At 70.0% G+C, this 25,332-nt stretch carries 20 protein-coding genes; 11 read left to right on the top strand and 9 right to left on the bottom strand.

What is annotated here, in order from left to right:
- Window positions 1-280: 280 nt before the first annotated feature.
- Window positions 281-1,540, top strand: coding sequence for a hypothetical protein (locus ACO057_RS14365; RefSeq protein ID WP_421992879.1), 1,260 nt, complete (start codon window positions 281-283; stop codon window positions 1,538-1,540).
- Window positions 1,541-1,605: 65 nt separating this feature from the next.
- Here ACO057_RS14365 and ACO057_RS14370 read toward each other — a convergent pair whose 3' ends face one another.
- From ACO057_RS14370 to hpnH, 4 genes are all read right to left on the bottom strand, one after another.
- Window positions 1,606-2,556 (bottom strand): sterol desaturase family protein, encoded by a 951-nt coding sequence (locus tag ACO057_RS14370; RefSeq protein ID WP_421992881.1) that lies wholly within the window; start codon window positions 2,554-2,556, stop codon window positions 1,606-1,608.
- Entirely contained in the window at window positions 2,553-3,314 is a 762-nt protein-coding gene (locus ACO057_RS14375; protein ID WP_421992883.1) for a polysaccharide deacetylase family protein, read from the bottom strand. Before ACO057_RS14375 ends, ACO057_RS14370 begins: the two co-directional genes overlap by 4 nt.
- Before the next feature lies 1 nt (window position 3,315).
- The gene (locus tag ACO057_RS14380; protein WP_421992885.1) at window positions 3,316-4,437 is read right to left on the bottom strand and encodes a YncE family protein; all 1,122 of its coding nucleotides are present in this window, start codon (window positions 4,435-4,437) and stop codon (window positions 3,316-3,318) included.
- A 168-nt stretch (window positions 4,438-4,605) separates the two neighbouring features.
- Window positions 4,606-5,790 carry an adenosyl-hopene transferase HpnH gene (hpnH, locus tag ACO057_RS14385; protein ID WP_421992887.1) on the bottom strand — a complete coding sequence of 395 codons (1,185 nt, stop codon included), beginning with the start codon at window positions 5,788-5,790 and terminating at the stop codon, window positions 4,606-4,608.
- A gap of 274 nt (window positions 5,791-6,064) precedes the next feature.
- Here hpnH and ACO057_RS14390 point away from each other — a divergent pair, with 274 nt between their 5' ends.
- The 5 genes from ACO057_RS14390 to ACO057_RS14410 are packed head-to-tail and all read left to right on the top strand — an operon-like array spanning window position 6,065 to window position 12,814.
- A complete protein-coding gene (locus tag ACO057_RS14390) occupies window positions 6,065-6,994 on the top strand; it encodes a ferritin-like domain-containing protein (protein WP_421992889.1) in 930 nt (309 codons plus the stop codon).
- A 17-nt stretch (window positions 6,995-7,011) separates the two neighbouring features.
- Window positions 7,012-7,878, top strand: a complete 867-nt coding sequence (locus tag ACO057_RS14395) for a hypothetical protein (RefSeq protein WP_421992891.1) — start codon at window positions 7,012-7,014, stop codon at window positions 7,876-7,878.
- Window positions 7,879-7,882: 4 nt separating this feature from the next.
- Complete coding sequence (locus tag ACO057_RS14400) at window positions 7,883-9,226, top strand: hypothetical protein (protein WP_421992893.1); 1,344 nt, start codon at window positions 7,883-7,885, stop codon at window positions 9,224-9,226.
- On the top strand, window positions 9,213-11,822 hold the full coding sequence (locus tag ACO057_RS14405; RefSeq protein WP_421992895.1) for an MMPL family transporter: 2,610 nt from the start codon (window positions 9,213-9,215) through the stop codon (window positions 11,820-11,822). The genes ACO057_RS14400 and ACO057_RS14405 overlap by 14 nt, the downstream gene beginning before the upstream one ends.
- Before the next feature lie 35 nt (window positions 11,823-11,857).
- Window positions 11,858-12,814 carry a tripartite tricarboxylate transporter substrate binding protein gene (locus tag ACO057_RS14410; protein ID WP_421992897.1) on the top strand — a complete coding sequence of 319 codons (957 nt, stop codon included), beginning with the start codon at window positions 11,858-11,860 and terminating at the stop codon, window positions 12,812-12,814.
- Window positions 12,815-12,818: 4 nt separating this feature from the next.
- Here the strand turns inward: ACO057_RS14410 and ACO057_RS14415 are convergent, their stop codons facing one another.
- The 4 genes from ACO057_RS14415 to ACO057_RS14430 all read right to left on the bottom strand — a co-directional run bounded on the left by ACO057_RS14415 (window position 12,819) and on the right by ACO057_RS14430 (window position 17,919).
- Window positions 12,819-14,165, bottom strand: a complete 1,347-nt coding sequence (locus ACO057_RS14415) for a hypothetical protein (protein ID WP_421992899.1) — start codon at window positions 14,163-14,165, stop codon at window positions 12,819-12,821.
- Window positions 14,162-14,878, bottom strand: coding sequence for a polysaccharide biosynthesis/export family protein (locus ACO057_RS14420; RefSeq protein ID WP_421992901.1), 717 nt, complete (start codon window positions 14,876-14,878; stop codon window positions 14,162-14,164). The genes ACO057_RS14415 and ACO057_RS14420 overlap by 4 nt, the downstream gene beginning before the upstream one ends.
- Complete coding sequence (locus ACO057_RS14425) at window positions 14,875-17,040, bottom strand: exopolysaccharide transport family protein (protein ID WP_421992903.1); 2,166 nt, start codon at window positions 17,038-17,040, stop codon at window positions 14,875-14,877. The genes ACO057_RS14420 and ACO057_RS14425 overlap by 4 nt, the downstream gene beginning before the upstream one ends.
- Window positions 17,041-17,124: 84 nt before the next feature.
- The gene (locus ACO057_RS14430) at window positions 17,125-17,919 is read right to left on the bottom strand and encodes an FkbM family methyltransferase (protein ID WP_421992905.1); all 795 of its coding nucleotides are present in this window, start codon (window positions 17,917-17,919) and stop codon (window positions 17,125-17,127) included.
- 155 nt (window positions 17,920-18,074) lie between these two features.
- On the opposite strand from ACO057_RS14430, the gene ACO057_RS14435 reads away from it, so the two are divergent.
- Window positions 18,075-19,370, top strand: a complete 1,296-nt coding sequence (locus tag ACO057_RS14435) for an oligosaccharide flippase family protein (RefSeq protein ID WP_421993062.1) — start codon at window positions 18,075-18,077, stop codon at window positions 19,368-19,370.
- 62 nt (window positions 19,371-19,432) lie between these two features.
- Window positions 19,433-21,094 (top strand): FAD-dependent oxidoreductase, encoded by a 1,662-nt coding sequence (locus ACO057_RS14440; RefSeq protein WP_421992907.1) that lies wholly within the window; start codon window positions 19,433-19,435, stop codon window positions 21,092-21,094.
- A 19-nt stretch (window positions 21,095-21,113) separates the two neighbouring features.
- Here ACO057_RS14440 and ACO057_RS14445 read toward each other — a convergent pair whose 3' ends face one another.
- Window positions 21,114-22,067 carry an NAD-dependent epimerase/dehydratase family protein gene (locus ACO057_RS14445; RefSeq protein ID WP_421992909.1) on the bottom strand — a complete coding sequence of 318 codons (954 nt, stop codon included), beginning with the start codon at window positions 22,065-22,067 and terminating at the stop codon, window positions 21,114-21,116.
- Between the two features lie 215 nt (window positions 22,068-22,282).
- On the opposite strand from ACO057_RS14445, the gene ACO057_RS14450 reads away from it, so the two are divergent.
- The 3 genes from ACO057_RS14450 to ACO057_RS14460 all read left to right on the top strand — a co-directional run bounded on the left by ACO057_RS14450 (window position 22,283) and on the right by ACO057_RS14460 (window position 25,308).
- Window positions 22,283-23,062: a WecB/TagA/CpsF family glycosyltransferase gene (locus ACO057_RS14450; RefSeq protein ID WP_421992911.1), complete on the top strand. Its 780-nt coding sequence runs from the start codon at window positions 22,283-22,285 to the stop codon at window positions 23,060-23,062.
- Between the two features lie 182 nt (window positions 23,063-23,244).
- A complete protein-coding gene (locus ACO057_RS14455) occupies window positions 23,245-24,795 on the top strand; it encodes a sugar transferase (RefSeq protein WP_421992913.1) in 1,551 nt (516 codons plus the stop codon).
- A gap of 123 nt (window positions 24,796-24,918) precedes the next feature.
- Complete coding sequence (locus tag ACO057_RS14460; RefSeq protein ID WP_421992915.1) at window positions 24,919-25,308, top strand: DUF4280 domain-containing protein; 390 nt, start codon at window positions 24,919-24,921, stop codon at window positions 25,306-25,308.
- Window positions 25,309-25,332: the final 24 nt, after the last annotated feature.

The following is a 25,332-nucleotide window of genomic DNA, read 5'->3' on the forward strand; positions in this document are numbered from 1 at the left end:
TGCCCCTTCTTGGGCTCACCGCCCTCGCGGGGCTGATCCTGACGAGCATCGCGCCCTGAAGGGGCTTCGCCCCCAACTCTCGCAGCAGGGAACACGTTCCCTGCTGCGACATTACGTAAACCTATAAATTCAGGGGCATCGGCGGATGTCCGCCTTGATGCATATTTCAAACCCAGGTCGGACATCATTGGGCCCGACAGGCGCCGATCTCACACGTCGGTCGAACCGTGCATGACACGATAAAACCGCACCACAAAACGACTTCGGGACGGATAATCACATGAAAAATAATGAAAAATCAGCCGCCACCGCCGAAGAACTCGTCGCCCTGACCAAGGACAAAGGCGTCCAGCGAATTGTCGTGGTTGGCGATTTGATCGATGTCCCTTCCGTCCGCCTCGCTCCAGGACAGTTCCTGCGGGGGCAGCACGAACACTCCTCCATCACTTTCGCCGCAGGCGTGGATGGCCTTCAGCTGTCGTCGGACAACCGTATCCACAACATCCGTCTGAACGCCTCCGAGGATAAGCGCGCGATCTTCAACGACACCTCGGTCGAAAGCCTCGGGCGGATCGAGCTGCGCAGCGTCACCACGACCGGCTGCGTTCGAATTCTCGCCCGCGACAAGGTGCGCGGAGGCCACGTCGATGTGAATGGGCTTGATATCATCGCGGCCGATGCTCGCAGCGAGAAGGAACGCCCGCACGGCTATGGCGTCTACGTTGTCAACGGCGCGTTCACGCTCTGGAACATGCAGCAGGATACCGGCGTGGTGGTCAGTGCCGACCTCGTCGGCCTTTCGGCTGGCCGCGACGGCGCGCCGGTTCGCGGCAGCGGCATCTTCGTCAGCGGCGGTGGCGACAAGGCCGGCCGGCTCAACGTGAGGCGGCTGGAAACCAATGCGGTCTATAGCGACGGCGGCATTGCGTCCGGCACGGCGGACCAGATCACAGGCGGTGTCTTCACGGTCCATGGCGCCTATGTCGATGTCGTGCGCAATCGCGGTCCGGTCGTCACCTACGGCGTCAACGACATGGTGCTCGACAATTGGGGCGTGGTCGATCGCTGGACGGCCGAGGCGAAGATCACCTCGCATGGCCCGAGCGGCATCGGCTTCGTCAACTTCGGCATCGTCCATGAACTGAAGGTCCATGCTCCGATCGAGACCTTCGGCCAGGGCGCGCGAGGCTTCAATGTCTATACCGGCACGGTCAACCTCGCGGAGTTCGACCGCGTCATCACCCACGCGGACGGCGCGGTTGGCGTTCAGATCAGCCAGCCGATCGGCCGGCTGGTCGTGCATCGCGGCATCGAGACCTTCGGCGGCACCGGGCCGTCACTGGTGAAGGGTGTCGTCGTCACGCTCTCGGCCATCGCGCTGAGCATCAAGCCGGGCGGTTCGGCGCGCGAGATCGAGATCAGCGGCGGCATCAGGACCAATGGAGCCGGTGTCGCCCCGATCGAGCAGCATGGCGCCATCGACTCGCTGCGCGTGACCGGCGGCTTCGTGGCTGCAGGTGGCGGCTTCGACAAGATCTGAAGAAGGCGGGTGACGGCGCGTAAGCCGCCGCCTTCGGCGGCATTCGCGCTTCCGAGGACGGGTATTCAGGCCCTCCTGGCCGTGATCGCCCGCCACACCTGCCGCAGGCCCTCCACCTGCTGCGCGAACCAGCCACCCCGCACATAGGCTGCCGGCGCCTGGGGATCGCCCGTGCGCGGATAATGGTCGCGCTTGAAATCCGCCGTGCCGAAGATCCAGTCCCAGACGGGCAGCAGAACACCGTAATTCTTGCCCGAATTGCCCACGCTCAGCACGCCGTGGTGCAGGCGGTGGAAGCGCGGGCTCACGACCAGCCGCTCGCCGAGCTTGCCGAAATCCAGCCGCACATTGGCGTGGCTCAGGCTCTCGGCCAGGCGCTGCACCAGCAGGATGATAGGGAATTGGCCGGGCGGCACGCCGATCGCCACGGCGATGATGCCGAACCAGGCGGCGGCGATGATGTCGTCCAGCACGTGGTTGCGGTCGTCGGTCCAGAAGGTCATCTGGGTCTGGGCATGATGGATCGAATGCAGCGCCCACCACCAGGCGAAGCGGTGCTGGAAGCGGTGCCGCCAGTATTCCGAGAAATCGAGGATGACGATGTACAGCGCCAGCGCGGCCAGAGGCTGTTCGCGCAGCCAGGGCATCAGCGTCTCCAGCGTCGGCGGGACGAAGCCGCTGTCGGCGATCATCCCCTCGATGCGCGAGGAGGCCGCGTAGAAGAGGATGAAGCCCAGCAAGGGCAGGATGCCGAGCCGCGAGAGCAGGGTGTAGACCACGTCCGTCCGGACCACCCGCTGGCTCTCCCAGCGCTCGACCGGCCGCCAGTGCTCCAGCGGCAGGCAGACGAGGGCGACCACGGCCACCTGGATCAGGCCGAAGACGAAGAAGTCCATCCACTGGAAGGCCTCGTCGGCCCAGTTCATCAGGCCGAGGCGATACATCGCCGGCTGGAGCAGGGCCTCGAAGAGCCAGCCCGTGACGCTGTCATATTGGTCCTGGAAGAAGTCGATCATCTCTTTCCCTCGGCCGGGAGGGTGGCGAAGCAGAAGCCGCGTTCGAGCAGCCCGGTCAGCAGCGCCTCGAAGATAAGCCCGAAGGGCTCGCGCCGCGAGCGCACGCCCCAATGCATCACGAGAACCTCCCCGTCGCGGATCTGCGCGAGGTTGCGGCGCAGCAGCGCGGCATTGGGATGGGCCGCGGAATCCAGCTCGTCGCCGAGGAGGCCATGGGCGGTCCAGCCCTGGTGGCGCAGCCCGCAGGCCCCGGCCATGGCCAGCGCGCCCGGGGTGACGATGCCGCCCGGCGCGCGCCAGAGCGGCAGGACCCGCGCCTCGGGCGCCAGGGCGCGCAGCGCCTCGACCGGGCGGGCGAGCTCGGTGCAGAGGGCGGCCTGGTCCAGCACCGCCCTGCCCTCGCCCCGGTTGGAGACGTAGGAGGTGCGCCCCGGCCCGGCATCGCCGCGGAAATACCAGTGGCGCCAGGTGTGGCTGGCGAAGGCATGGCCCTCCGCCGCGCGGGCGCGCCAGAAATCGCCCCAGGACGGATCGAGCGAGCGGTCCCCGCGAAAGGTCGGCTCCTGCGCGACGAAAAGCGTGGCGCGGACGCCGTGGCGCGCCATGGCGGCCGCGATCGTCTCCGCCTCGCGGCCCCAGCCGGTGTCGATGGTGAGGTAGAGCGTGCCGGCGCAGGCGCGCCCCAGGCGGGGGCTGGCCGGTTGCGCGGCCGCAGGCCCCGCCAGCAGCGCCGCGCCAAGGGTGCGGCGGGCGATCACGTCAGCGCAGACTGGCGCGGGAGGGATAGCTCGCCGGCGTTCCGGCGTTCACGCGCACGGCGAGGTCGGCCGCGGCGGGGGCGACCGGCGTGGGCGCCACGGCGACGCGCACCGTAGCCCCCCCGCCGACGACCGGCTGCGCCATCGGGCGGCTGCCGCTGACCGCGCCGGGGGCGGCATAGGCGAAGTCGGCGTTCACGCCCTCGCGCTGCGGCATGACGAAGAGGCCATGGGGGCTGCGGCCCACGCGGACCTGGGCGCTCTCGCCGCTGCGCGGATCCAGGGAGAGGATGCGGCCCGTCCAGCGCAGCGTCGCGAAGATGCGGCCATCGGCGTCGAAGGCCAGGCAGTCCGGACCGCCGGCGATGTCGAAGACGCGGCGGACCTCATAGGTCTCGGCGTCCACCTCGGCGATGCGGCTGTCGACGCGCGAGGTGGCGTAGAGCGTGCGCCCGTCCGGCGCGGGGAAGGCCGTATGCGCGCCGCGCCCGACCTGGAAGACGGGCCGGACCTCGCGCGTGCCGGGGTCGAGGGTGATGAAGTCCTGCCGGCCCATCAGCCCGATCAGCAGCTTGCCCCGATTCCAGATGATGCCCGCGGGCTCGGGGCCGACATCCTGCAGCCAGGCGACGGCCTTGGCCTGCAGATCGACGGCCGCCACCTGCCCGGTTCCCTGCATGGTCACATAGACCCAGCGGCTGTCGGGGCTGAAGGCCACGTGGCTCGGCTTGTCGCGCTGGCGGAAGCGCTGGATCAGGGCCAGGGAAGTCGCGTCGTAGATGTCGATCTGGTCGCGCCGCAGCGAGGCGACGACGAGGAAGCGCCCATCGGGGCTGAATTCCAGGTGGTAGGGATTGCTGATCCGCTCGCGCCGGCGGATCTCGCCCGTGCGGGGATCGAGGAAGATCAACTCGTTCGCGCCGCTGTCGCCGATGACCAGATTCTGGCCATCCGGCGAGATCACCATGTGATGCGCCTCGCGCAGCAGCGGGATCCGGCGGGTCTCGGTGAGGGTCGCGACATCCACGACGGAGATGGAGGCGTCGCCCGAATTGAGGACATAGACGGTGTCTGCCCGGGCCGGCAGCGCGGCGAGGAGAAGCAGGATTGCGGCGCGCCACATGGCAGACAGGGCTTTCAGGGCAATTCGGGACAGTCAGTCAACCGCAGAACTCAGGCCAATTCAAGGCGAAGCGCGGCCTGTGCCAGCCCTGCCGTCGCCAACACAAACACCCATGAAAAGGTTGCGCGGCCGGCCCGCCTCGCCGCCGGCAGGCGGGCCGAGAGGCCGCTATTCGGCGGGAGACACCGGCGCGGCCGTGTTGCCGTGCTTGGCCGCGCGCTTCGGCGGCTCGTGCTTCATGTCGCCCATGGCCTTCTCCACATGGGTGGAGAAGACGTACTCGGCCGGGCGCTGCTTCGTCAGGTCGATCTCCTCGACCATCGCCCCCTCGGTGCGGGGGCCGCGCAGCTGGGCCGCGATCGCCTTCCAGGGCTTGGTGATGGAATCGATGGCCGCCGTCGCCTCGAAGCCGGAATGGACCATGCAGTCGGCGCATTTCTCGTAATTGCCGACGCCGTACTTGTCCCAGTCCGTTTCTTCCATCAGCTCCTTGAAGGTCTTGGCGTAACCCTCGCCGAGCAGATAGCAGGGACGCTGCCAGCCGAAGATGTTGCGCGTCGGGTTGCCCCAGGGCGTGCAATTGTACTTCTGGTTGCCGGCGAGGAAGTCCAGGAAGAGGGGCGAGTTGCCCATGCGCCACTTGGTCTTGCCATCCTTGCCGCCCTTGTTCCGCGAGAAGACGTCGCGGAACAGTTCCTTGGTCGACTGGCGGTTCAGGAAGTGCTTCTGGTCCGGCGCGCGCTCGTAGGAATAGCCGGGGCTGAGCATGATGTTGTCCACGCCCAGGGCCGTCACGTCGTCGAAGAACTTCGCGGTGCGCTCGGCATGGGCGTTGTTGAACAGCGTGCAGTTGATGGCGGTGCGGAAGCCCAGCGCCTTCACCTTCTTGAGCGCCTCGACGGCGCGCTCATAGACGCCCTCCTGGCTCACGGCCCAGTCGTGCTGCGCCTTGTCGCCGTCCAGGTGGATGTCCCAGATGAAGCGCGGATGCGGCTTATAGGCGTCCATGCGCTTCTCGAGCAGCAGCGCATTGGTGCAGAGGATGACGATGCGGCCCTGCTTGAGCAGGCCCTCGACGATCTGCGGCATCTCCTTGTGGAGCAACGGCTCGCCGCCGGCGATGGCCACCACGGGCGCGCCGCATTCCTCGGCCGCGGCCAGGCTGTCCTCGACGGAGAGACGCTTGTTCAGGATCGCGTCGGGATAGTCGATCTTGCCGCAGCCGGCGCAGGCCAGATTGCACTTGAACAGCGGCTCCAGCATCAGCACCAGCGGGAAGCGCTTGCGCCCGGCGAGCTGCTGCTTGACCACATAGGCCGCAACCTTCGCCTGCTGCGCGAGAGGAATACCCATACCGAATCCGCTCCGGATCAAAACAAGGGGAAGCCCTTAGCACAGCCCATGCCGCAATGCGAAGAACTGGGAAAACCATTGCGCCCCTGCGCGATACGCACGGCCCGGCGCCTTGCGGACGGGGCCCTTGCTCCCATCTGTCCGCATCCGAATGCGCCCGGAGGGTAAGGGCCGCCCGGGAGGCTCCTCGCGGAACTTGCCGCACCCGGCGGGGCCGGATATGCAACCCGGGCAGCCTTCAAGGCCGCCCCTCAGCCTCCGGAGTCACACCAGCGTGTACACCGCCGACGCCGCCACCATCGCCGCGGCCGACCACGCGGCCCGCCACTGGCAGAGCCCCGAACCGGGCCGTCTCGTCATCGGGTCCGAGGCGCATAAGCACGCCGTCTGCAAGATGTTCGAGGACACCTTCAACCCCTACAAGCCCTCGGTCATCCCCTGGCCGAAGCTCGATCCCGAGACGCAGAACCGCATCACCTCCCTGCCCATCTGGGACATCGCCGTGCAGACGGAGGGCAAGGCCCGGCTGCGCATGGCGGCCTATGCGGCGACCCTCGCGGACCCCGAGATGCGCGAGACGATCGCGCGCAACGGATGGGAGGAGAGCCGCCACAAGGAGGTCCTCTCCAAGCTGGTCGAGGCCTATGGCATCCCGCTCGCGCCCGAGCCCGAATATGTCGAGCCGAAGGACCCCGAATGGGCCTATCTGGTCACCGGCTTCAGCGAATGCGTGGACAGCTTCTTCGCCTTCGGCCTCTTCGAGATGGCCCGCCGCTCCGAGCTCTTCCCCTCGGAGCTGGTCGAAACCTTCGAGCCGGTGATGCAGGAGGAGTGCCGCCACATCCTGCTCTTCGCCAACTGGCTCGCCTGGCACCGCAAGAACATGCCCTTCTGGCGCCGCCCCTTCTTCGAGATGCGCGTCTGGGCCGTCTGGGTCTTCCTCGGCTATGAGCGGATCGGCATGGCCAAGACGGTCGATGGCGCCGGCAACGAGCACAAGCAGGACAACAATTTCACGGTGAACGGCTCCAAGGCGCTGGTGGAGGAGGAGATCTCCCTCCCCCAGATCATGGACCTCTGCCTCTCCGAGAACGACCGCCGCTTCTCCGGCTATGACAGCCGCCTGCTGCGCCCGACCACCATGCCCTTCCTGGTGCGGATCGCGCGGAAGTTCATGCGCACGCCGCGGCCCAAGGCCGCCTGACCCAAGGATATCCGATGATGAGCCGACGCATGGTCGCCGGGTCGGAAGAGCACAAGAACCTCTTCTGCCAGCAGTTTATCGACACGCATCTGACCTTCGACCCCGAGCAGCTTCCCTGGCCGGAGCTCAACGAGGAGGAGCTCGCGCGCCTGCGCGCCGTGCCCTTCTGGCAGGAGGTCTATCACACCGAGCGCCGGGCCGGCGCGATCGTCCTGGCCTTCCTGCCGCAGATCCAGGATCCGATCGTGCGCGAGGCCGCGCGCATCCAGGGCATCGAGGAGACGCGGCACGCGAAGCTGATCCGCGTGCTGATCGACAAGTACCAGCTGAACGCCACCGAGCAGCCCATCGAGGACTTCCCCGAGAACCTGGAAAAGGCCTTCATCGATTTCGGTTTCGGCGAATGCCTTGACGCCTTCCTGGGCTTTGGCGCGTTCAAGACGGCCAGGGAGTCGGAATTCCTGCCGGAAGCCATGTTCGAGATCTTCGACATTCTGATGGATGAGGAGACGCGCCACATCGTCTTCTTCATCAACTACATGGCCTGGCGCGAGCGCCAGCGCGGCCTGATCGCGCCGCTCCGCGCGATGAAGTCCACGATCTTCTACGGCCGCGCCGTCGCCCGGCTGAAGGGCATGGTCGGCCGCGGCCAGGAGATGAATGACGGCAAGGACTTCAACGTCACGCAGTCCGGCGTGTTTCTCGATGGGTTCAACTTCACGAAGTTCGTGGAGGATTGCTACCGGGAGAACAGCCGCCGCATGGCCATCTTCGACCCCGACCTGATGCAGCCGCGCCTGCTGCCGGCCATGGCCGGCCTCGCGCTGCGAGGCCTGCGCCTGTGGGATCTCGGCGCGCGCCAGCTTCGCCGCAAGCCGGCCTGAGGCGATGGGGGCCGAAGCCATCCTGCCGGGCGCGATCGCGGGGCTGATGGCAGCCTTCAACCTCGCCGCGCATGCGGCGTTGTTCGGCAGCCTCGCCTTCCTGGTGGCGGTGGCCTCGCCCCTGGCGGCCCGCCTGCCCGGCGAGCAGTCGCTGGCGCTGACGGCCCGCAACCAGTCGGCCATCCGACTCTTCGCCTTGCTCACGGTCGGCTTCGCCCTGGCCGAGGCGGGAGTGATCGGCTTCGTCTTCGGCATAATCCCCCCGCCGGCCACGCTGATCCCGGCCATCGCCGGGCTGATCATCTTCGCCTTCGCCCCGCGCACCGGCCCCGTGCCGCTCCGCGCGGCGCTGCTCCTCCTGCTGGCCGCGCTGTCCATGACGCTGGCCTTCGCCTCCGACGAGCCGCCCTGGATGGGCCCGCGCGAGCTGGTGGGCCTGCTGGCCGAGGCCGGATTGGGCCTGTGCCTGGGCTCGCTCGCGGTGCTGTGGCTGGCCCTGCGCGCGCCCTGGCCCCCGGCCGCCGCCCAACTCGTGGGGGCGCGCCATCTTCTCCTCGCTCTGCCCGGCCTCGCCGTGCTGGCTGTCGCGGGCTTCGTGGCCTGGCCCCACCGCGCGACCTTCCTCACCCCCGCCAGCTTCCCCGTCTCGGCCCTGACAGCCGTTCTGGCCACCATCGCGCTGCTGGCGCTCGCCGCGCGGGCGGTCCTGCTCGCGATGGGCTCGCGGGCCGGCGCGCGGGCCGTCTGGCTGCCGCGCCTGCGCGTGACGGTCGAGCTGGAGATGATGCTGGGCCTGGCCCTCGCCGCCGCCACTGTGGCCCTGATGATGGCCCAGCCCGGCGCAGGCGAGCTGCCCTCGCTCTGGCCGGCTTTGGCGCTGCGCGCTCCCGGCCTCACCGCCCTGGCCGGCGCGCTGGTCATGCTGATGGCTCTGCTCTCCTTGATCCGCCGGCCGGACTGGCTGCGCTTCACGCGCTTCGGGCCGGTCCTGCTGCTGCCCATCGCGATCCTTCTGCTGGCCGAGCCCGATGGCGGCCTGCGCGACGCCTTGGCCGTGCTGGTGCTGATCGGCGGCCTCGGCGAGACCTGGCGCCTGCTGGGCGGCGAGCGCGGCCGCCTCGCTCTCGCCCCGCCTTTGCTCGGCCTGCTGGGCCTGCTGCTGGTGCTCTCCGCGCCGCCCGAACCCGGCGAGGCGGTGCCCGCGCTGCTGGCGCTGCTGGCCATCATCGCGCGATGGAAATCCCTGCGCCTGTCCCTGGAGTGGGAGCGGCGCGCGGGCTACCTCGGCTATACTATTTGCCTCGGCCTCTTCGGCCTGTTGATGATCGTCACCCATGGCGGCAGCTGATCCGGCCGCCTTCCTCGGCCGGATCGTCGTCGCGCTGGTACGTGTCTCGATCCGCCGGCCGTGGCGAATGCTGGCCATGCTGGCGCTGGTCTCGGCGGCCGCGCTCTGGCTGACGGCCACGCGCTTCGTCCTCGATTCCGACGTGGGCAAGCTCTTCTCGCCCGACCTGCCCTGGCGCGTGGCCGAGCTGACGATGGACCGCGCCTTCCCCCAGCGGCTCGACCTCATCGCCATCGTCCTGGACGGCCCCGACGCCGCCACCTCCGACCGCGCCGCCGGCACCCTGGCCGACACCCTGGCGGCCCGCCCCGAGCTGTTCCGCAGCGTCCGCCAGCCCAATGGCGGCCCCTTCTGGGCCAGCCACGGCCTGCTCTATCTGGACCGCGCGGAGGTGCAGTCCGTCACCGAGAAGCTGGTCGACGCGCAGGGCCTGCTCGGCCCGCTCGCCGAGGATCCAAGCCTGCGCGGGCTCGGCCGCCTGCTCGGGCTGATGGCCGAGGGACTTCGCACAAGCGAGGCCAATCCGGGCCAGCTCGCCGCCCCGCTGCACGCCTTCGCGGACGCCGCCCAGGGCGCCGCCGAGGGTCGCGTCGTCGCCCCCGACTGGGGCGTGATGATGACCGGCCGCCCGGCCCGCCCGCTCGAACTGCGGCGCATCATCCTGGTGCAGCCCGCGCTGAACTACGAGCTGCTCTCCGCCGGCGCGGCCGCGACCGAGGTGATCCGCTCGGAGGCCCTGCGCCTGGGCATCGACGCGGCGCATGGGCTGCGCATCCGCCTCACCGGCCCGGTGCCCATGGCCGACGAGGAATTCGCCACCGTCTCCGAGGGCGCGGTGGAGAACGCCGTCCTCTCCTTCGTGCTGGTGGCGATCCTGCTCTGGATGGCGCTGCGCAGCTGGAAGCTGATCTGGCCGCTGCTGGTGCTGGTGGTGGCGGGGCTCATCTGGACGGCCGGATGGGGCATCCTTTCGGTCGGCAGCTTCAACCCGCTTTCCATTGCCTTCGCCGTGCTCTTCATCGGCATCGGGGTGGATTTCGGCATCCAGTATGCCGTGCAGTACCGCGCCGAGCGGGTGCACCTCCCGGCCCTCATCCCCGCGCTGGAGGAGGCCGCGCGCACGGCCGGCCCCGGCATGACGCTGGCCGCGCTCGCCGTCACCTTCAGCTTCCTCGCCTTCCTGCCGACCGATTACCGAGGTGTCGCCGAGCTCGGCCTGATCGCGGGGGGCGGCATGGTGATCGGCTGGTTCCTGGCCATGACCCTGCTGCCGGCGCTGATGGTGCTGGCCAAGCCCGCCGGCGAGGCGCGCGAGGTCGGCTATCCCGCGCTGCGCCCGGTGGATGAGTGGCTCTCGCGCCATGCGCGGGCCGTGGGCCTGGGCGTGGTCGTGCTGAGCCTCGCCTGCATCGTCTCGCTGGGCTGGCTGCGCTTCGACACCAATCCGATCAACCTGCGCGACCCCGCCTCGGAATCCGTCGCCACCTGGCGCGACCTCGCCCGCGATCCCGACACCGACCCGAACATCCTCGAGGTGCTGGCGCCCGACCTGCCCCAGGCCCAGGCCCTGGGCCGGCGGCTGGCCCTGCTGCCCGAAGTGGCGCGGGCCATGACCCTGGCCGATTTCATCCCCGAGGAGCAGGAGGCCAAGCTCGCCCTCATCGAGGATGCGGCGATGCTGCTCGGCCCCGCCCTGGCCACCGCGCCCCTGCCCGCGCCGGACGACGCCGCCGTGGTGGCCGCGCTGCGCAAGGCCGCGGCCGAGCTCGCCCCGCTGCGCGGCGAAGGCCCGGTTTATCGGGACACGGCCCGCCTCGCCGCCGCCCTGACGCGGCTGGCCGAGGGCCCCGCCGCGAACCGCGACACCTTCGCCCGCGCCACCCTGCCCGGACTCACCCATCTCGTCGGACAGGTGCGCGCCATCCTGGCGTCGCGGCCGGTCACGCTGGAGGGCCTGCCGCCCGATCTCGTGGCCGACTGGCTCACCCCTGACGGACGCGCGCGCGTCGAGCTCGCCCCGCGCCAGACCACGCCCGACGAGACCCTGATGCTGCGCCGCTTCGCGCGCGCCGTGCAGGCCGTGGCCCCCGATGCGACGGGCCTCGCCGTCTCGACCCAGGCCTCCTCGGCCACCATCCAGGCCGCCTTCCTGGAATCCGGCGCGCTGGGCGTGATCTTCGTGATGGCGCTGCTCTGGCTGATGCTGCGCTCCATCCGGCTGTCGCTGCTCGCCATCGCCCCGCTCGCGCTGGCAGGGCTGATGACGCTGGCGCATTGCGCGATCTTCGGGCCGGATCTGAACCTCGCCAATATCATCGCCATGCCGCTGCTCTTCGGCATGGGCGTCGCCTACGACATCTATTTCGTCGCCGCCTGGCAGCAGGGCCGGCGCGACCTGCTGGCCTCGCCGCTCAATCGCGCGGTGATCTATTCGGCCGTGACCAATGCCGCCGCCTTCGGGGCGCTGGCCGTCTCGCCGCATCCGGGCACGGCGAGCATGGGCGTCGTGCTCTCGGTGAGCCTCGTCTATTCGCTGCTCTGCGTGATGCTGGTCCTGCCGCCGCTGCTGAAGCTCTTCGCGCCGGGCAAGGATTGAGGCAGCATCCTCCGAAATACGGAGGAAGCATCAAAATGACCCCACGCCGCCTGATATTGGCCGCGCCCGCCCTGTTGGCCGCCACGCGCGCTTCCGCGCAGAGCTGGCAGCCCGACCGCCCCATCGCCATGATCGTCGCCTTCGCGGCCGGCGGCGGCACCGATGTCGCCGCGCGCACGCTCGCGCGCTTCATGGAGCGCGAACTCGGGCAGTCCGTGGTGGTGAACAACCGCGCCGGCGCGGGCGGCGAGATCGGCTGGTCGGAACTGGCCCGCGCGCGTCCCGACGGGCTCACGATCGGCTTCATCAACACGCCCAACCTCGTCACCATCCCCATCGAGCGGCAGGCGCGCTACAAGCTCGACGACTTCTCGCCCATCGCCAATGTCGTGGACGATCCGGGCGGCTTCTGGGTGCTGCCCGACAGCCCCTGGCGCAACCTGCAGGACCTCGCCGCCGCCGCCCGCGCCAAGCCGGGCGAGATCGCCTATGGCACGACCGGCGTCGGCTCGGACGACCATCTCGCGACCCTCGCCTTCGAGCGCGCGACCGGCACGCGGCTGCTGCACGTGCCCTTCAACGGATCGTCCCAGGTGAAGAACGCGATGCTGGGACGGCAGATCCAGCTCGCGGCCATGAACATGGGCGAAGGTGTCGGCGATTTCCGCCAGGGACAGATCCGCCCGCTCGGCCAGATGGCGACCGCGCGCTGGACCAATACCGCCGAGGTGCCGACCTTCCGCGAACAGGGCATCGACGTGGTGGACGGCTCGCTGCGGGGCATCGCGGCGCCGGCGGGAACGCCCGGACCGGTGCTGCAACGCCTCGCCGGCGTGGTGAAGACGGTGATGGAGCAGCCGGAATTCATCGCGCTCGCGAACCAGCAGCAGCTGCCGCTGCGCTTCCTCGATCCGGACCAGCACCGCGCCGTCCTGGTCGGGATGCACGAGACCTATACGCGCATGTGGCGCGAGCATCCCTGGCGCGAGTGAGCCGCTATCCGCGCCCCGCGACGGGGCGCGGCACGAGGCCATGCCGATGCGGGGCCGGGCGCACGACGCCCGGGCGCGCCGGCGGCGGGGGCGGGATCGGCAGGCTCTGCAGATAGATCACGATCGCCATCACGGTCGCGATCTGGCCCGGCGTATAGGTCACGGAATAGAAGGCCGTGACCAGGATCAGCACCATCGTGAGGTCCTGCAAGGCCAGGCGGAAAGGCGTGCGCGCCAGGGACGCGGCGCGGGCTGCCTCGCGCAACGTGCAGGCGTAGCAGGCCGCGATCAGCACGCTCCCGACGAGCCCGTATTCGCCGATGGTGCCCAGCCAGCCCAGATCGGCCAGGAAGAAGTCGCGCTTGCGGAAGAAGTCGGGCAGCTGGATCGTGTTGAATTCCGTCGTCCCGCCCATGCCGAAAAGCCAGCGCTCGGGCCTTTGTTCCAGGAAGGCCGTGAGCAGGCGGCCGGATTCCTCACGCACGGTGAGCGAGCCGCCCAGGCTGTCGCGCACCGAGGAGCCGAGAAGTTCCGACAGGAAGGGCACGAGGGCGATGAAGCCCGCCGCCGCCAGCGCGCAGCCGGCCCAGAAGAACAGCGGCAGCCGGCGGCGGATCTCGCCCGTCGCGGCCCAGAGCACCATCAGCAGCGAGAAGCCGATCACCGTGCGCTGCTTGTAGATGACGAACATCAGCGTGAAGCACAGCACGATCAGCGCCGGCTGCCAGATCGAGGGCCGGACCGAGAAGCTGCGCGCCATCCACACTAGGCCGAGCAGCCCGAAGACCAGCGGCAGCATGATGCGCGGCCCGCGCTCCTGGTCCCACAGGAACATGCCGGTCAGGGTGATGTCCGTCACATAGGTGCTGTCGGGCATCACGATCCAGAGGATCCACAGCGTGGCGAAATTCGTCACCGCCAGGATCATCAGCGCGCGGGAGAGCTTCTCCTCGCTCACGCGCAGCATCAGGAAGGTCGCGCCGGCGGTGAAGTAGAAGGCGAAGGCCCAGATCTTCACGGTCGAGCCCGCCGCTTCCAGGAAGCTCGCATCGACATAGAGCATCGACAGCATCGGGCCGACCAGCAGCAGGTAGATCATCAGCAGCAGCCACAGGGCGCGATAGGGCAGCTTGAGGAAGACCAGGCCGAAGACCGTCACCGGCAGCAGCAGCAGCGGCGAGATCTTGGCGAAGGCCCAGACGGCGCGGATGTCCTTCAGATACTGAAAGACCTGCATGTAGATGGGCAGCGACAGCAGCAGGATGGCGAGGACGCCCGGCACGCGGGCGATGGGCTGCGCCTCGCGCGAGGGGGTCGGGAAGAACCGCTGATACGCGGCCTCCCCGCTCACAGCCCGCCGCCGCCCAGCGGATAGGCGTTCAGCGTGTAGCTGAAGGCGCGGTTGAAGGGGATCGTCTTGTTGATCGCCTGGTCGACCCAGAGCGCGACCTCGGCGATGCGCGTGCGCGGCACGAAGACGATGTCGCCCGGATAGAGCGGCACGTCGTCATTGGCCGAGGCCGATTGCGCGAAGCCCTGCAGGTTCACCGTGCGCAGCATGGGCCGGTTCTGCCGGTCGCGCCGGATGAGCACGACCTCGTTCATCCGCGCTTCCGGCTCGAAGCCGCCGGCCAGGAAGACGGCCTCCATCACGCCGCGCCGCCCGGTGAGCGGAAAGGCGCCCGAGCGCTTGACCATGCCGCCCACGAAGATCTGGCTGGCCGCGGCCTCCTCGAAGGTCACCGAGACCTCGGGCTGGATCAGGATCCGCCGCGCGGCCTGTGTGATCGCGACCTCCGCCTCGGCGGCGGTCATGCCCAGCAGCTGCACGCGCCCCGCCGCGCGCAGCGCGATGGTGCCGTCGGGCCCGACGAGGGCGATCTCGTTGAGCTCGGGCGTGAGGCGGAAGCGCACGTTCAGCTTGTCGTTGGGCCCGATGCGATAGGAGGGGATCGCGTCGTTCCAGGGCGCGAAGCCCTCGGGATTGTCGCCGGCGACGGTGGTGGTCTGGCCGGTGCAGCCCGCCAGGAGCGGCAGCAGGATCAGGGCGCGGCGCGGCGTCATGCGGTCATCATCCCGCCCTCGGCCCCGGTATAGACCACGCCGAAGAAATGCCCGCCGCTGGCCTGGACGCGCTCGATCATCCCCTTCGCGTCGGTCGAACGCGTGAGGTCCTCTCCGGCGATAAGGATATTGCCGTCCACGATCACCGCGAGCCTTCTGCGCGCATAACTTTCCATCTCTCCCGCGCCGATGATGATGATGACGTCGAAGGCCTTGCACAGCCGGTCGGCCAGCTGCGTGACCGTCGCCTCCAGGGCGTGCGGGCGGGCCAGATCGGAATCGCGGGCCTGATAGGCGATCCACAGCCGCGGCACCATGGTCTCATGCGCCAGGATGCCCTCGTTGGAGGGGCTGGGCCGCTGCGCCGGATCGCCGAGCTCCACGAAGTGGCGCATGCCATCCCCCGCGAGGTCCACCAGCAGGACGCGCTTGCCCTGCGTCCGCGCGAGCTCGATGGCCAAGGCACGGGCGACGCGGTCTCGGTCGTCGCCTTCCTCGGTGCCCAGGAGTTGAAGCAGCTGCACGCGCGCGCGCTGGCCCGCATCGAGGAGCTGCGCCGCGAGGTCGGCGATGGGGGGTGCCGCGCTGCCCGCGCCGGCCGGCCAGGCACCCTTGGGCAGGGCGCCGAGCACCGGCAGGCCCGTGGCCTGCTCCACCTCGGCCGGATGCAGCCAGGTGCGGCGGAGGAAGGTCAGCACCATGGCCGCGGCGATGGTGACGCCGATGCCCGCGCCGATGCCCGCGATGAGGAAGCTCACCGTCAGGTCGCGCGGGATGGCGGGCGCGAAGGGGCGCTGGGCCACGCCCACCGCGGCCCCGCGGCCCAGCCGGGCCTCCTCGCTCAGCCGGGCCGCGGCGGCGCGCTGGCTGAACTGCAGATAGGCCGCCTCACGCGCGTCACGGCGGCGCTCCAGCTCGCGCAGGTCGTTCTGGGCGCGCAGCAGCAGCAGGTTGCGCTGCTGGCCCTCCTGCACCTGGCGGCGCACCTCCTGCTCCTGGCTGAGCAGCACGTCGGCATCCACCTGGGCGGCGAGAAGGCGGGCGTTGAGCAGTTCGAGGGCCGGGTTCCGCACCTCGCGCCGGGACTGGTAGTTGTTCGCGCGCGCCTCGCCGACCTGGATGCGCGCGCGCGCGATCTGGTTCTCGAGCTCGACCATCATGGGCGCGTTCGGCTGGTATTGCGCGGCCATCCGCTGCCGCTCCTGCAGGAGCCGGGCGAGCGTGTTGCGCGCGTCGTCATTGGGCGCGAGGTTGGACTGCTCCAGCTGGGCCACGACCTGGGCGGGCTGGGTGGCGATCGCCGCCTGGGTGGCGGTCACGGCGGCGCGCGCGGCCTCGCGCTGCTCGCGCAGGCGGTCCAGGCGCTGCTGCGTCTGGTCCAGCCGCAGCCCGGCCAGAGTGGCCTCCTGGTTGATGTCGAGCACGCCGATCCGGGCCTTGAGCTCGGTGATCTGGTTCTCGACCTCGCGCAGCTCCTGCCCCTGCCGGTCGAGATCGACCGCGAGGACATTGGCGGCGGGGCTCATGAAGACCTCGGCGCGCAGCTCCAGATAGGCAGTCAGCACGGCGTCCAGCAGGCGGATCGCCGTCTCGCGATCGGGATGCAGGACATAGACGCGGATCACGTTGCTGGTGAGCTGCGCCTCGGCCATCAGCGTGCCGCGCAGCTGAACGGCCGCCGCCGAGCGCTGACGCTCCTCGGAGGGGGGGGGCAGCAGGCCGAAGAACCGGCGCCGGCCGAGCGAGGGATAGATGCTGTCGGGCGCGATCTTCTCGAAGACCCGCCGCTCGACGGCGGCGCTGGTCACCAGGTCGATCTCGGACTGGACGAGCTTCTGCACCTCGCTCTGCTGCAGCTGCTGCCCGGCGCCGGTGATCTCGTTGGAGCTGGCATTCTCGCGGTTCGCCGAGACGACCAGCAGGGTCTGGGCGGTGTAGCGGGCGGGCACGACCAGCGCGACCAGGATGGAGAGCACGACGGGGACGGCGAAGGCGATCGCCAGCCACAGGCGGCGGTGCCGCACGGTCGCCAGCACGCTGCGCAGCAGCGCCCAGCCCTCGAAGGACAGGTCGCGCAGATGGCCCGGCACGGAGTTCGTCACGAGCGGCGCAAGGCCGCCCGCAGCGGCCCGTGCCGGCGTCGTGAGGGAATCCCCGCTCATTCAGCCTCGCTCGCCGCCGGGAAATTCCGACATGCCAGTTATCCATATAGGCATGAAGTTCAACCCTGGATGCAACGGGTGAGATCAGCCATGCGGCAGCGGCACCCCGGCCGCGGCCAGGCGCGCGCGCAGCGCTCCGGCCTCGTCGGGCCCGAGGAACAGGAAGCTGTTGAGATAGCGGCCCCTGCCGCCGGCCGCGAGGCCCGCCGCGGACTGGTCCCGCGCCGCGTCGAACTGGGCGATATCGCGGATGACGCCCTTGTCCAGCATATAGCCGCGATAGCCCAGCGCGCGCAGCCATTCGCTCGTCAGGCGGACGGCGTCGGGGCGATGCCGGTCCTCGAGTTCCACCAGGATCGCGGGCATGTCCCGGCGCAGCAGGGCTTCGGCCCCCTGCAGCACCGCGGCCTCGTGACCCTCCACATCCATCTTGATGAAACCGACCGAGCCGAGATCCAGGCTGTCCAGCCGCTCGCGCCGCACCAGCGCCCGCTGACCGGGCAGCTGCCGCGCGGGATTGGCGGCCTCGATGGTGGCCATGGCGGAGGAGAGGTCGGGGATGAAGAGCTCCACCTCTCCCGCCTCGTCGGAGAGCGCGATGCCGTGGACGACCGCCCCCCGCAGGGCGGAGCTCAGATAGGCCGCCTTCTCGGGATTGGGCTCGAAGACGTGCAATTCCCGAACGCGGGCGATGATCGCCGCGGCGAAGAGGCCCCAGCTTCCGCCGATATCGAGCCCCAGCCGATGGGGGTCGGACAGGGCGCGGGCGAGGCGCAGGTTGAAGCCGTCATCGGGATCAAGATAGCCGGCCATCCGCCAAGCCAGGCCCGGGCTGGCGCGAAGCGCCATTCGCTTGACCGCCAGCGAGAGACCACTCATATCGAAATAGATCCTTTCACATGCGCGACGACGACTGTCCCGTTTCTTCCGTTCCAGCGTCATCCGGCCCACGGCTCAAGGACCCCCCTGCTGTATTGCATGCCCGATGTCGGCACCGCTAGCCCGGTGCTTCCCTTCTGCTCGGCCTGGTGGCGATGACTGCTGTCGCCTCGGCATCCTGGCGGCGGCTGCCCTGGAGCATGGCCTTGCGACTGGGGCTGGGGCTGGGCGCGCGCGGCATGGAGGTGCTGGGCAAGCTCGTCCTCTATGTGCTGATCGCCCGGCAGCTCAGCCTCGGCGATGCCGGGCTCTATTTCACCGCCTTGGCCTGGTCGCTGCTGATCGGCGCGCTGGCCCGCTGCGGCGTGGACCGCGCCTTGGCGGCGCGGGTGCCGGGCGAGCTGGCCGTGCAGGACGGCCGCGCCGCCCTGGGGGCGCTGACGCTGGCGCTGCGCGTCATTGTGGTGGGCTGCCTGATCGTGGGCGGCATCAACGCCTGGCTGGGCCCGGCCGTCGCCATCCGGCTGATGGACCAGCCCGCCCTCGCCCCGGTGCTGGCGCTGACCAGCCTGCTCATGACCATGGAGGCCTTCGCGGTCACCTTCGCGGGGGTGCTCGCCGGGCTCGGCCGCAACGTCGCCTCGCAGGTGACGGCCAACGCGCTCTGGCCGGTGATCACCCTGGCGATCCTCTGGTTCGGCCATGGCGATACCGTGCAGGACGCGATGATCGCCACCATCGCCGCGCGCGGGCTGACCGCCGTGCTCGGCCTGGCGCTGACGCTCGTCCATCGCCGGCGCTTCGCCGTGCGCCCGGACGGGCCGGTCGTCGCGATGCCGCCCCTGTGGCGCCTGTCGATTCCGCTGATGGGGGTGGAGCTTTCGCAATTCGCGATGATGACGCTGCCCACCCTCGTCCTGGCCACCTTCTCCCCGCCCGAGGCCGTCGGCGCCTTCAGCATGGCGATGCGCATCTCCACCCTGCCCTGGGTGCTGCTGATCAACGTGTCGCTCATCGCCGCGCCGCGCATGGCCGAGCATCACCGGCGCGAGGAATGGCCCCGGCTGCGGGCCGTGCATCGCGCCGCGCGATGGTCCGCGGCCGCGCTGACCCTGCCCCCGCTGCTGGCCATGATGGTCTTCGCGCCCTGGCTGCTGAGCCTGCTGGGGCCGGGGCTGGAGACGGCCTCGCTGGCCCTGCGGATCCTGTGCATCGGCCAGGCGGTCAACGCGCTCTTCGCCATGCGCGACACCCTGCTGGCCAGCGCCGGCCAGGGGCGGGCGCTGTTCCGCATCAACCTCGTGCAGGTGGCGGTCGGCACGGCGCTGACCATCACCCTGGTGCCGTTCTTCGGCCCGGTGGGCGCGGCGGCGATGACGGCGATCACCACCGGCTTCGGCGGTCTGGCCACGAGCTGGGTGGCGCGGCGCCGGCTGCCGCACGCCTTCTAATGCGCGCTTGCGGCAACGCGCGATGCGATGCCAATAGAAGCGCGCCATGGACCCACCCACCGATGATCCGCCCCTTCAGCCCCGACCTCGATCGGTCGCATCACGACGTCTGCGTCATCGGCGCCGGCCCTGCCGGCATCGCCCTGGCGCTTGAGCTGGCGCGGCTGGGGCACAGCGTGCTGCTCGCCGAATCCGGTCAGGAAAAGCCCACGCCCCAGGCCCAGGCCCTGGCCGAGGCGCAGATTGCCGATCCGGCGCGGCATGCTCCCATGGCCATCGCCGTCCAGCGCAGCCTCGGCGGGGCGGGCAATCTCTGGGGCGGGCGCTGCGTGCCGCTCGACCCGCTCGATTTCGAGGATCGCCCGGAGGTCTCGCCTCTGGCGCGCTGGCCGATCACGGCCGCGGACCTCGCGCCCTTCCTCGACCGCGCCGCGGATTACGCGGATATCGGCACGGCGGATTTTGACCGGCCCGTCCCGGGCGTCGCGGCGAGCGATCCGGACTTCACCTTCCACCGGCTCGAACGCTGGTGCCGCGAGCCGCGCCTGCAGCTCGTCCATGACCGCCGGCTGAGGACGGAGCCCCAGCTGGACCTGCGGCTGGGCGCCACGCTCGCGGCCCTTCGCTTCTCGGCGGCGGGCCGGGTGGAGGCGGCGATCCTCCAGGGGCCCGACGGCCAGCGCGCGACGGTGCACGCCGGGCGCTTCGTCCTCGCCTGCGGCGGCATCGAGAATGCGCGGCTGCTTCTGAACGCGCAGGACGATCCCGAGAATGGCGATCCGCAGCGCTTCGGCGGGCCGGAGGGCTGGGTGGGGCGCTGCTACATGGGCCATCTCTACGGCACCATCGCCTCGATCCAGCTCGCCACCGAGGCGCTCGACGCCGCCCTCGATTACGAGCAGGTCGGCCAGGGCGTCTTCGGCCGACGGCGCTTCAATCCAAGCGCGGAGCTGGTCGGGCGCGAGAATCTGCTGAACACCGCGATCTGGCCGGAATTCCCGCCCATCCACGATCCCGGCCATGGCAGCGGCCTGCTCTCGGCCGCCTTCCTGGCGCTGTCGGTCGCGCCGCTCGGGCGTCTCGTCGTGGGCGAGTCGATCCGGCGCTCCTATATCGGCACGGGTCCGCTGCGGCTGATGCGCCACCTGCGCAACGTCGCCCTGGACGTGACCAATACCGCGACCTTCATTCCGCGCTTCCTGTGGCGGCGGAAAATCGCCAAGCCCCGCCACCCCGGCTTCTTCCAGCGCAACGCCGCGCGACGCTACTCCCTGCGCTACCATGCCGAGGCCACCCCCGATCCCGAGAGCCGCATCACCCTGGGCGAGGAGCGCGACGCGACCGGGCTGCGCCGGGCCCGGATCGACCTGCGCTTCAGCCCCGCCGACATCCAGGCGCTGATCCGCGCGCATGCGCTCTTCGGCGCCTGGCTGGAGCGCACGGGGCTGGGGCGGATGGAATGGGCGGCCCCCGAGGCGGAGCTGGCCGCGCTGGCGCTGGCGCAATGCACCGACGGCCATCACCAGATCGGCACCACGCGGATGGCCGACAGCCCGGCGACGGGGGTGGTGGACCGCGATGCGCTGGTCTTCGGAACGGGCAATCTGTATGTGGCGGGCGCCTCGGTCTTCCCCACCAGCGGCCAGGCCAATCCCACCTTTCCCGCCATCGCCCTGGCGGTGCGGCTCGCCGACCATCTGGCCCTGACCCTTGCCCGGCGCTGACGCCATGCCGGGCGGGGCGTCAGCGCCCGATCGCGGCTTCGCGCCTCAGCCACGCGGCCGCCTCGGCCAGGGCCTCGGCCGGCGACTGGCGCGCGATGCGCAAGGCGAGGTCGCAGCGGCGGTGATCCAGGCGGATGTCCTGCCCGAAGGTCGACCAGAGCGAGGGCGGGATCGCCTCGGGCGGGCGCAGGCCGAGCCGGCGCCCGGCGATCTCGGCGGCCTTGAGCGGATAGGCGGCGATCTTCTCGGCCGCGATCCGCCAGGCGGGCACGGGCGCGAGCGCGGGCAGGCCGATCGCCCCGGCGAGGTCTCGGAAATAGACGTTCCAGCTGCCCGGCTCAGGATCGGAGATGTTGAAGGCGGCGCCGCTGATGCCCCGGCCCTCGAGGCAGGCGATGACGGCCGAGCTGCAATCGGCCAGGGCCGAGAGGTTGCAGACGCCCTCCCCCGCCGGCCCCAGCTCGCCGAGCCGGCCCTGGCGCAACAGGCGCGCGGGGCGGAGCGTCCAGGGCTCCGAGCCCGGCCCATGGACGCATCCCAACCGCAGCATCACGGCATTGCCGCCCGCCGCGACATGGGCGCGCAGCAGCACCTCGCTCTCGATCTTGGCCCGGGCATAGGGGCTGGCGCCGGCCAGCGGGGCATCCTCGTCCACGAGGCCGCGGGCGTTGCCGTAGACCGCCATGCTGCTCAGATGGACGATGCGCCGCGACCCGGCCGCGGCGCAGAGGGCCGTGGTGGCGCGCACCATGACCTCCGGCGAACCGGCCACGCAGTTCACGATATCGGTCACGCCGTCGAGCGCGTCGCGGAGCGATGCGCAATCCGTGGCATCGAGGTGGCGAACGCCCGTGGCGGGAGCGCCCTTGCCCCGAAGCCCCGCGACCACGCCGAAGCCCGCCGCGGAGAGCCGGACCAGCATATGGCGCCCGAGAAAACCGCCCGCGCCCAGGATCAGGATATTTCGTTTCATTTTCCGAGGATTGTCTCTTCGTCCGTGATGTCTCTCAGAAAGCGCATCTATACTCGAAATCCGCGCATTCCTATCATTGGCCTTGGCGCAAAGAAAAGCGCTACCAACAGCCAAGGTTGCATTAAAATTAATATTTGGCCATGGTTTGTCGTTCCGAGCGACCTTCGACACGGCGCCGCGCGCCCCTCTCCTGCCATCCCCCGGGGGACCGCCTGATGCCCGAAACCATCCTCCTCCTCGGCCAGGACGAGGTGACCCCGGTGGACGCCCAGGGGGCCGTCGCGCTCATGGCCGCGCGCGATCCCGGCTTGCCTTTCACCTACATCGTGCCGATCAACGCCCAGGTGATGGTCCTCGGCAGCCGGGCTGAAACAGGGCTGGCCCCCGCGATGGCGGCGGCCTGGATGCGGCTGAACGACAGCCAGGTCCTGTCGCGCCTGCACCGCTGGGCGACCGGCGTGAGCGTTCCGGTGGCGCCGGGCAGCGACGTCGCGCAGATGCTGCTGCGCCAGGTGATCCAGCCCGAGGACCCCATCACGATCATCGGCGGCGGCCCTCTCCTGGTGCCGGCGCTGAGGGAAACCTACGGCCTGCGCCGGGTGGCGCAGCACGAGCCGCCGATGGGCTATATCCGCAGTCCCGAGGCGCGCGAGGCCGCGATCCGCTTCGCCGAGGCGCATCCGGCGCGCTTCGTCTTCGTGGCGACCGGCGCGCCGCGCTCGGAGATCCTGATGGCCGAGATGCAGGCGCGCGCTAGCGTGACGGGCCTCGGCATCGCCGTTGGCAGCGGCCTGCTCTTCTCCGTGGGGCTGACCCGCAGGGCGCCGGACTGGATGCGGCGCGCCGGCATCGAATGGCTCCACCGGGCCTGGACGGAGCCGATGCGGCTCGGCCGGCGCTACGCCGAAGACCTGCCGCCCCTGCTCCGCATGACGCTGCGCGCCCGGCGCCTCGCAAGGGCCAGACGGGCCTCGGGGCCGGCGGGCGGGCGATAGGCCACGCCCGGCGGCCAGGTTTGCCGTATACCCTGAGTGCAAAATATTATACTCTTGGCAAATAACCCGATCTCGCCCACCGCGTGTTCTTAATATAAAAAATTCACGTTTCCACTGATTCCGCGAAGAATAGGCCTGATTGCTATGCTGACCTTGCCTAGACATCGTTTGCAGCCCTGCGGATGATGCCTCCCGAGACCATGGTGGGCGTGGCCAGCAAGGATGCCGAGGTCGCCACGCATCGCGAGGCTTCGCCGCAGCCGTCGACCGTGAAGAGCCTGCGCCGAAAGAGCGGGGTGAATGCGATCGCGCCGGTCAGCGCCTTCACGCAGATGGCCAGCGCCATCGACCTGATTGGCCTCCTGCTCGCGGGATGGCTGTGGCTGAGCGTCACCAGGGTCCAGATGTCCTTCACGCCGCTCGAAGCCCAGCTGATCGCCGGCGGGCTGGCTGGCCTGGGCTGGCTCGCCATGCTGCGCCTCGCGCCCCCCCGCCTCGGCCGGCTGCTCGACCTGCCATGGGCCGTGGCCGACGTCCTGCTCCTGCCGCTCTTCGTGGGGGGAGCCGTCGCCGTTCTGGTGCTGCCGCTGGCCGGCACGCCCTATGCCGCGGCGATGCTGCTCTGGCCGGTCGCCGCGGTGTCGCTGCTGCTGCCCTGCCGCGTCCTCCTCTCGGTCATCGCGCGGCGCGGCGTGAAGGCGGGCTGGCTGCGCCGGCGCATCGCCATCGTGGGCGCGACCGAGATGTCCGGCCTGCTGATCGACCGGCTGAGCGGCCCGGAAAACCCCGAAACGCCAGACATCGTCGGCATCTTCGACGACCGCGACGCCACGCGCCGCCCGCCCGAGGTGTCCAACGTGCCGGTGGTGGGCGACATCGCCTCCCTCTGCGCCTTCGCCGGCGAGGAGCGGCTCGACCTCATCGTCATCGCGCTGCCGCTGAGCCGCGCCATCGACATCCTGCGCTCGGTCCAGCAGGTGCAGTGGCTGACGGCCGAGGTCGTGGTGCTGCTCGACGGCGCGAATCATGCGCCCCAGGGCACAAGCCGCTCGGCGATCGCGGGCCAGCCGGTGCTGGAGCTCGTCCGCCAGCCGCTGGCGCCCGGCGCCGTCGTCGCGAAGGCGCTGATCGACTATGTGCTGGCGACGCTCGCGCTGATCGCGGTCTCGCCGATCCTGCTATGCGCCATGCTCGCCATCCGGATCGAGGGGGCGGGGCCCATCTTCTTCCGCCAGCCCCGGATCGGGCGCAACGGCGAGATCTTCCACATCCTGAAGCTGCGCACCCTGCGCGACGACCCTGCCGATACCGGCACGCGCGGCGTGCTCTCGCGCGATTCGCGCATCACGCGCGTGGGCCGCGTCCTTCGCCCGACCTGCATCGACGAGCTGCCGCAGCTCATCAACGTGCTCAAGGGCGAGATGAGCATGGTTGGGCCGCGCCCGCATGTCGCGCATATGCTGGTCGCGGGCATGCCCATCGAGAAGGTCGTGCCGGGCTATGGCGCGCGGTACCGCATGAAGCCGGGCATCACCGGATGGGCGCAGGTGAACGGGCTGTCGGGCACCATGGCCGACACCGCCTTCGCCCGCGAGGTCACCGCGCATGACCTCGCCTATCTGAGCGAATGGTCCATCTGGCTGGACCTGCGCATCCTCGCGCGCACCGCGGTGGTCTCGCTCTTCGGCCGCAAGGCCTTCGAGGCGCAGAGCCACGAGTGGCGGGGGCTGTAGCCCGCGTCTGTCGCATCTGTCGCGCGGGGCGGGCCCGCGGCGATTGTTCAATTGTCATGACACGGCATACGTCACTAACCTGACCGGCAGAGCTTAATCGCCACCGCGCAGGGAGTTTCCGCCATGCCGCTCTGGGTGATCGACGGAGCCGTCACCGCCTGCACTTTCAGCCCCTCGCCGAGCCAGTTGAAGGTCCTGCCGCATCGCGGCCAGTTCCACACCATGAAGCCGATGGCTACCATCATGGATCACCAGCCCATGGTGAACATCCAGCCCTTCGGCCTGTGCATGAGCCCGTCCAACCCGCAGGTGGCGGCCGCGACCTCGGCCGCCCTGGGCGTGCTGACGCCGCAGCCCTGCCAGCCCATGACCATGTCTCCCTGGACCCCAGGCAGCCCGACCCGGCAGATCACCCATGAGATCGCGCTGCACGACGTCTCGGTCTGCCAGTGCCTGTGGGGCGGGACGGTGAGCATCCTCTTCGCCGGCCAGGCGGTGCAGCATGTGCCTTAGAGCGCGCTTGCCCACGTCCCCGGG

Source organism: Roseococcus sp. (genome assembly GCF_965227005.1).
In the GTDB taxonomy this organism is placed as follows: domain Bacteria; phylum Pseudomonadota; class Alphaproteobacteria; order Acetobacterales; family Acetobacteraceae; genus Roseococcus.

Excerpts from the sequence above, each read along its gene's own strand:
- ACO057_RS14365 (WP_421992879.1), top strand. The coding sequence starts at position 281 with ATGAAAAATAATGAAAAATCAGCCGCCACCGCCGAAGAACTCGTCGCC.
- ACO057_RS14370 (WP_421992881.1), bottom strand. The coding sequence starts at position 2,556 with ATGATCGACTTCTTCCAGGACCAATATGACAGCGTCACGGGCTGGCTC.
- ACO057_RS14380 (WP_421992885.1), bottom strand. The coding sequence starts at position 4,437 with ATGTGGCGCGCCGCAATCCTGCTTCTCCTCGCCGCGCTGCCGGCCCGG.
- hpnH (WP_421992887.1), bottom strand. The coding sequence starts at position 5,790 with ATGGGTATTCCTCTCGCGCAGCAGGCGAAGGTTGCGGCCTATGTGGTC.
- ACO057_RS14395 (WP_421992891.1), top strand. The coding sequence starts at position 7,012 with ATGAGCCGACGCATGGTCGCCGGGTCGGAAGAGCACAAGAACCTCTTC.
- ACO057_RS14400 (WP_421992893.1), top strand. The coding sequence starts at position 7,883 with ATGGGGGCCGAAGCCATCCTGCCGGGCGCGATCGCGGGGCTGATGGCA.
- ACO057_RS14405 (WP_421992895.1), top strand. The coding sequence starts at position 9,213 with ATGGCGGCAGCTGATCCGGCCGCCTTCCTCGGCCGGATCGTCGTCGCG.
- ACO057_RS14410 (WP_421992897.1), top strand. The coding sequence starts at position 11,858 with ATGACCCCACGCCGCCTGATATTGGCCGCGCCCGCCCTGTTGGCCGCC.
- ACO057_RS14420 (WP_421992901.1), bottom strand. The coding sequence starts at position 14,878 with ATGACGCCGCGCCGCGCCCTGATCCTGCTGCCGCTCCTGGCGGGCTGC.
- ACO057_RS14425 (WP_421992903.1), bottom strand. The coding sequence starts at position 17,040 with ATGAGCGGGGATTCCCTCACGACGCCGGCACGGGCCGCTGCGGGCGGC.
- ACO057_RS14430 (WP_421992905.1), bottom strand. The coding sequence starts at position 17,919 with ATGAGTGGTCTCTCGCTGGCGGTCAAGCGAATGGCGCTTCGCGCCAGC.
- ACO057_RS14435 (WP_421993062.1), top strand. The coding sequence starts at position 18,075 with ATGACTGCTGTCGCCTCGGCATCCTGGCGGCGGCTGCCCTGGAGCATG.
- ACO057_RS14440 (WP_421992907.1), top strand. The coding sequence starts at position 19,433 with ATGATCCGCCCCTTCAGCCCCGACCTCGATCGGTCGCATCACGACGTC.
- ACO057_RS14445 (WP_421992909.1), bottom strand. The coding sequence starts at position 22,067 with ATGAAACGAAATATCCTGATCCTGGGCGCGGGCGGTTTTCTCGGGCGC.
- ACO057_RS14450 (WP_421992911.1), top strand. The coding sequence starts at position 22,283 with ATGCCCGAAACCATCCTCCTCCTCGGCCAGGACGAGGTGACCCCGGTG.
- ACO057_RS14455 (WP_421992913.1), top strand. The coding sequence starts at position 23,245 with ATGATGCCTCCCGAGACCATGGTGGGCGTGGCCAGCAAGGATGCCGAG.
- ACO057_RS14460 (WP_421992915.1), top strand. The coding sequence starts at position 24,919 with ATGCCGCTCTGGGTGATCGACGGAGCCGTCACCGCCTGCACTTTCAGC.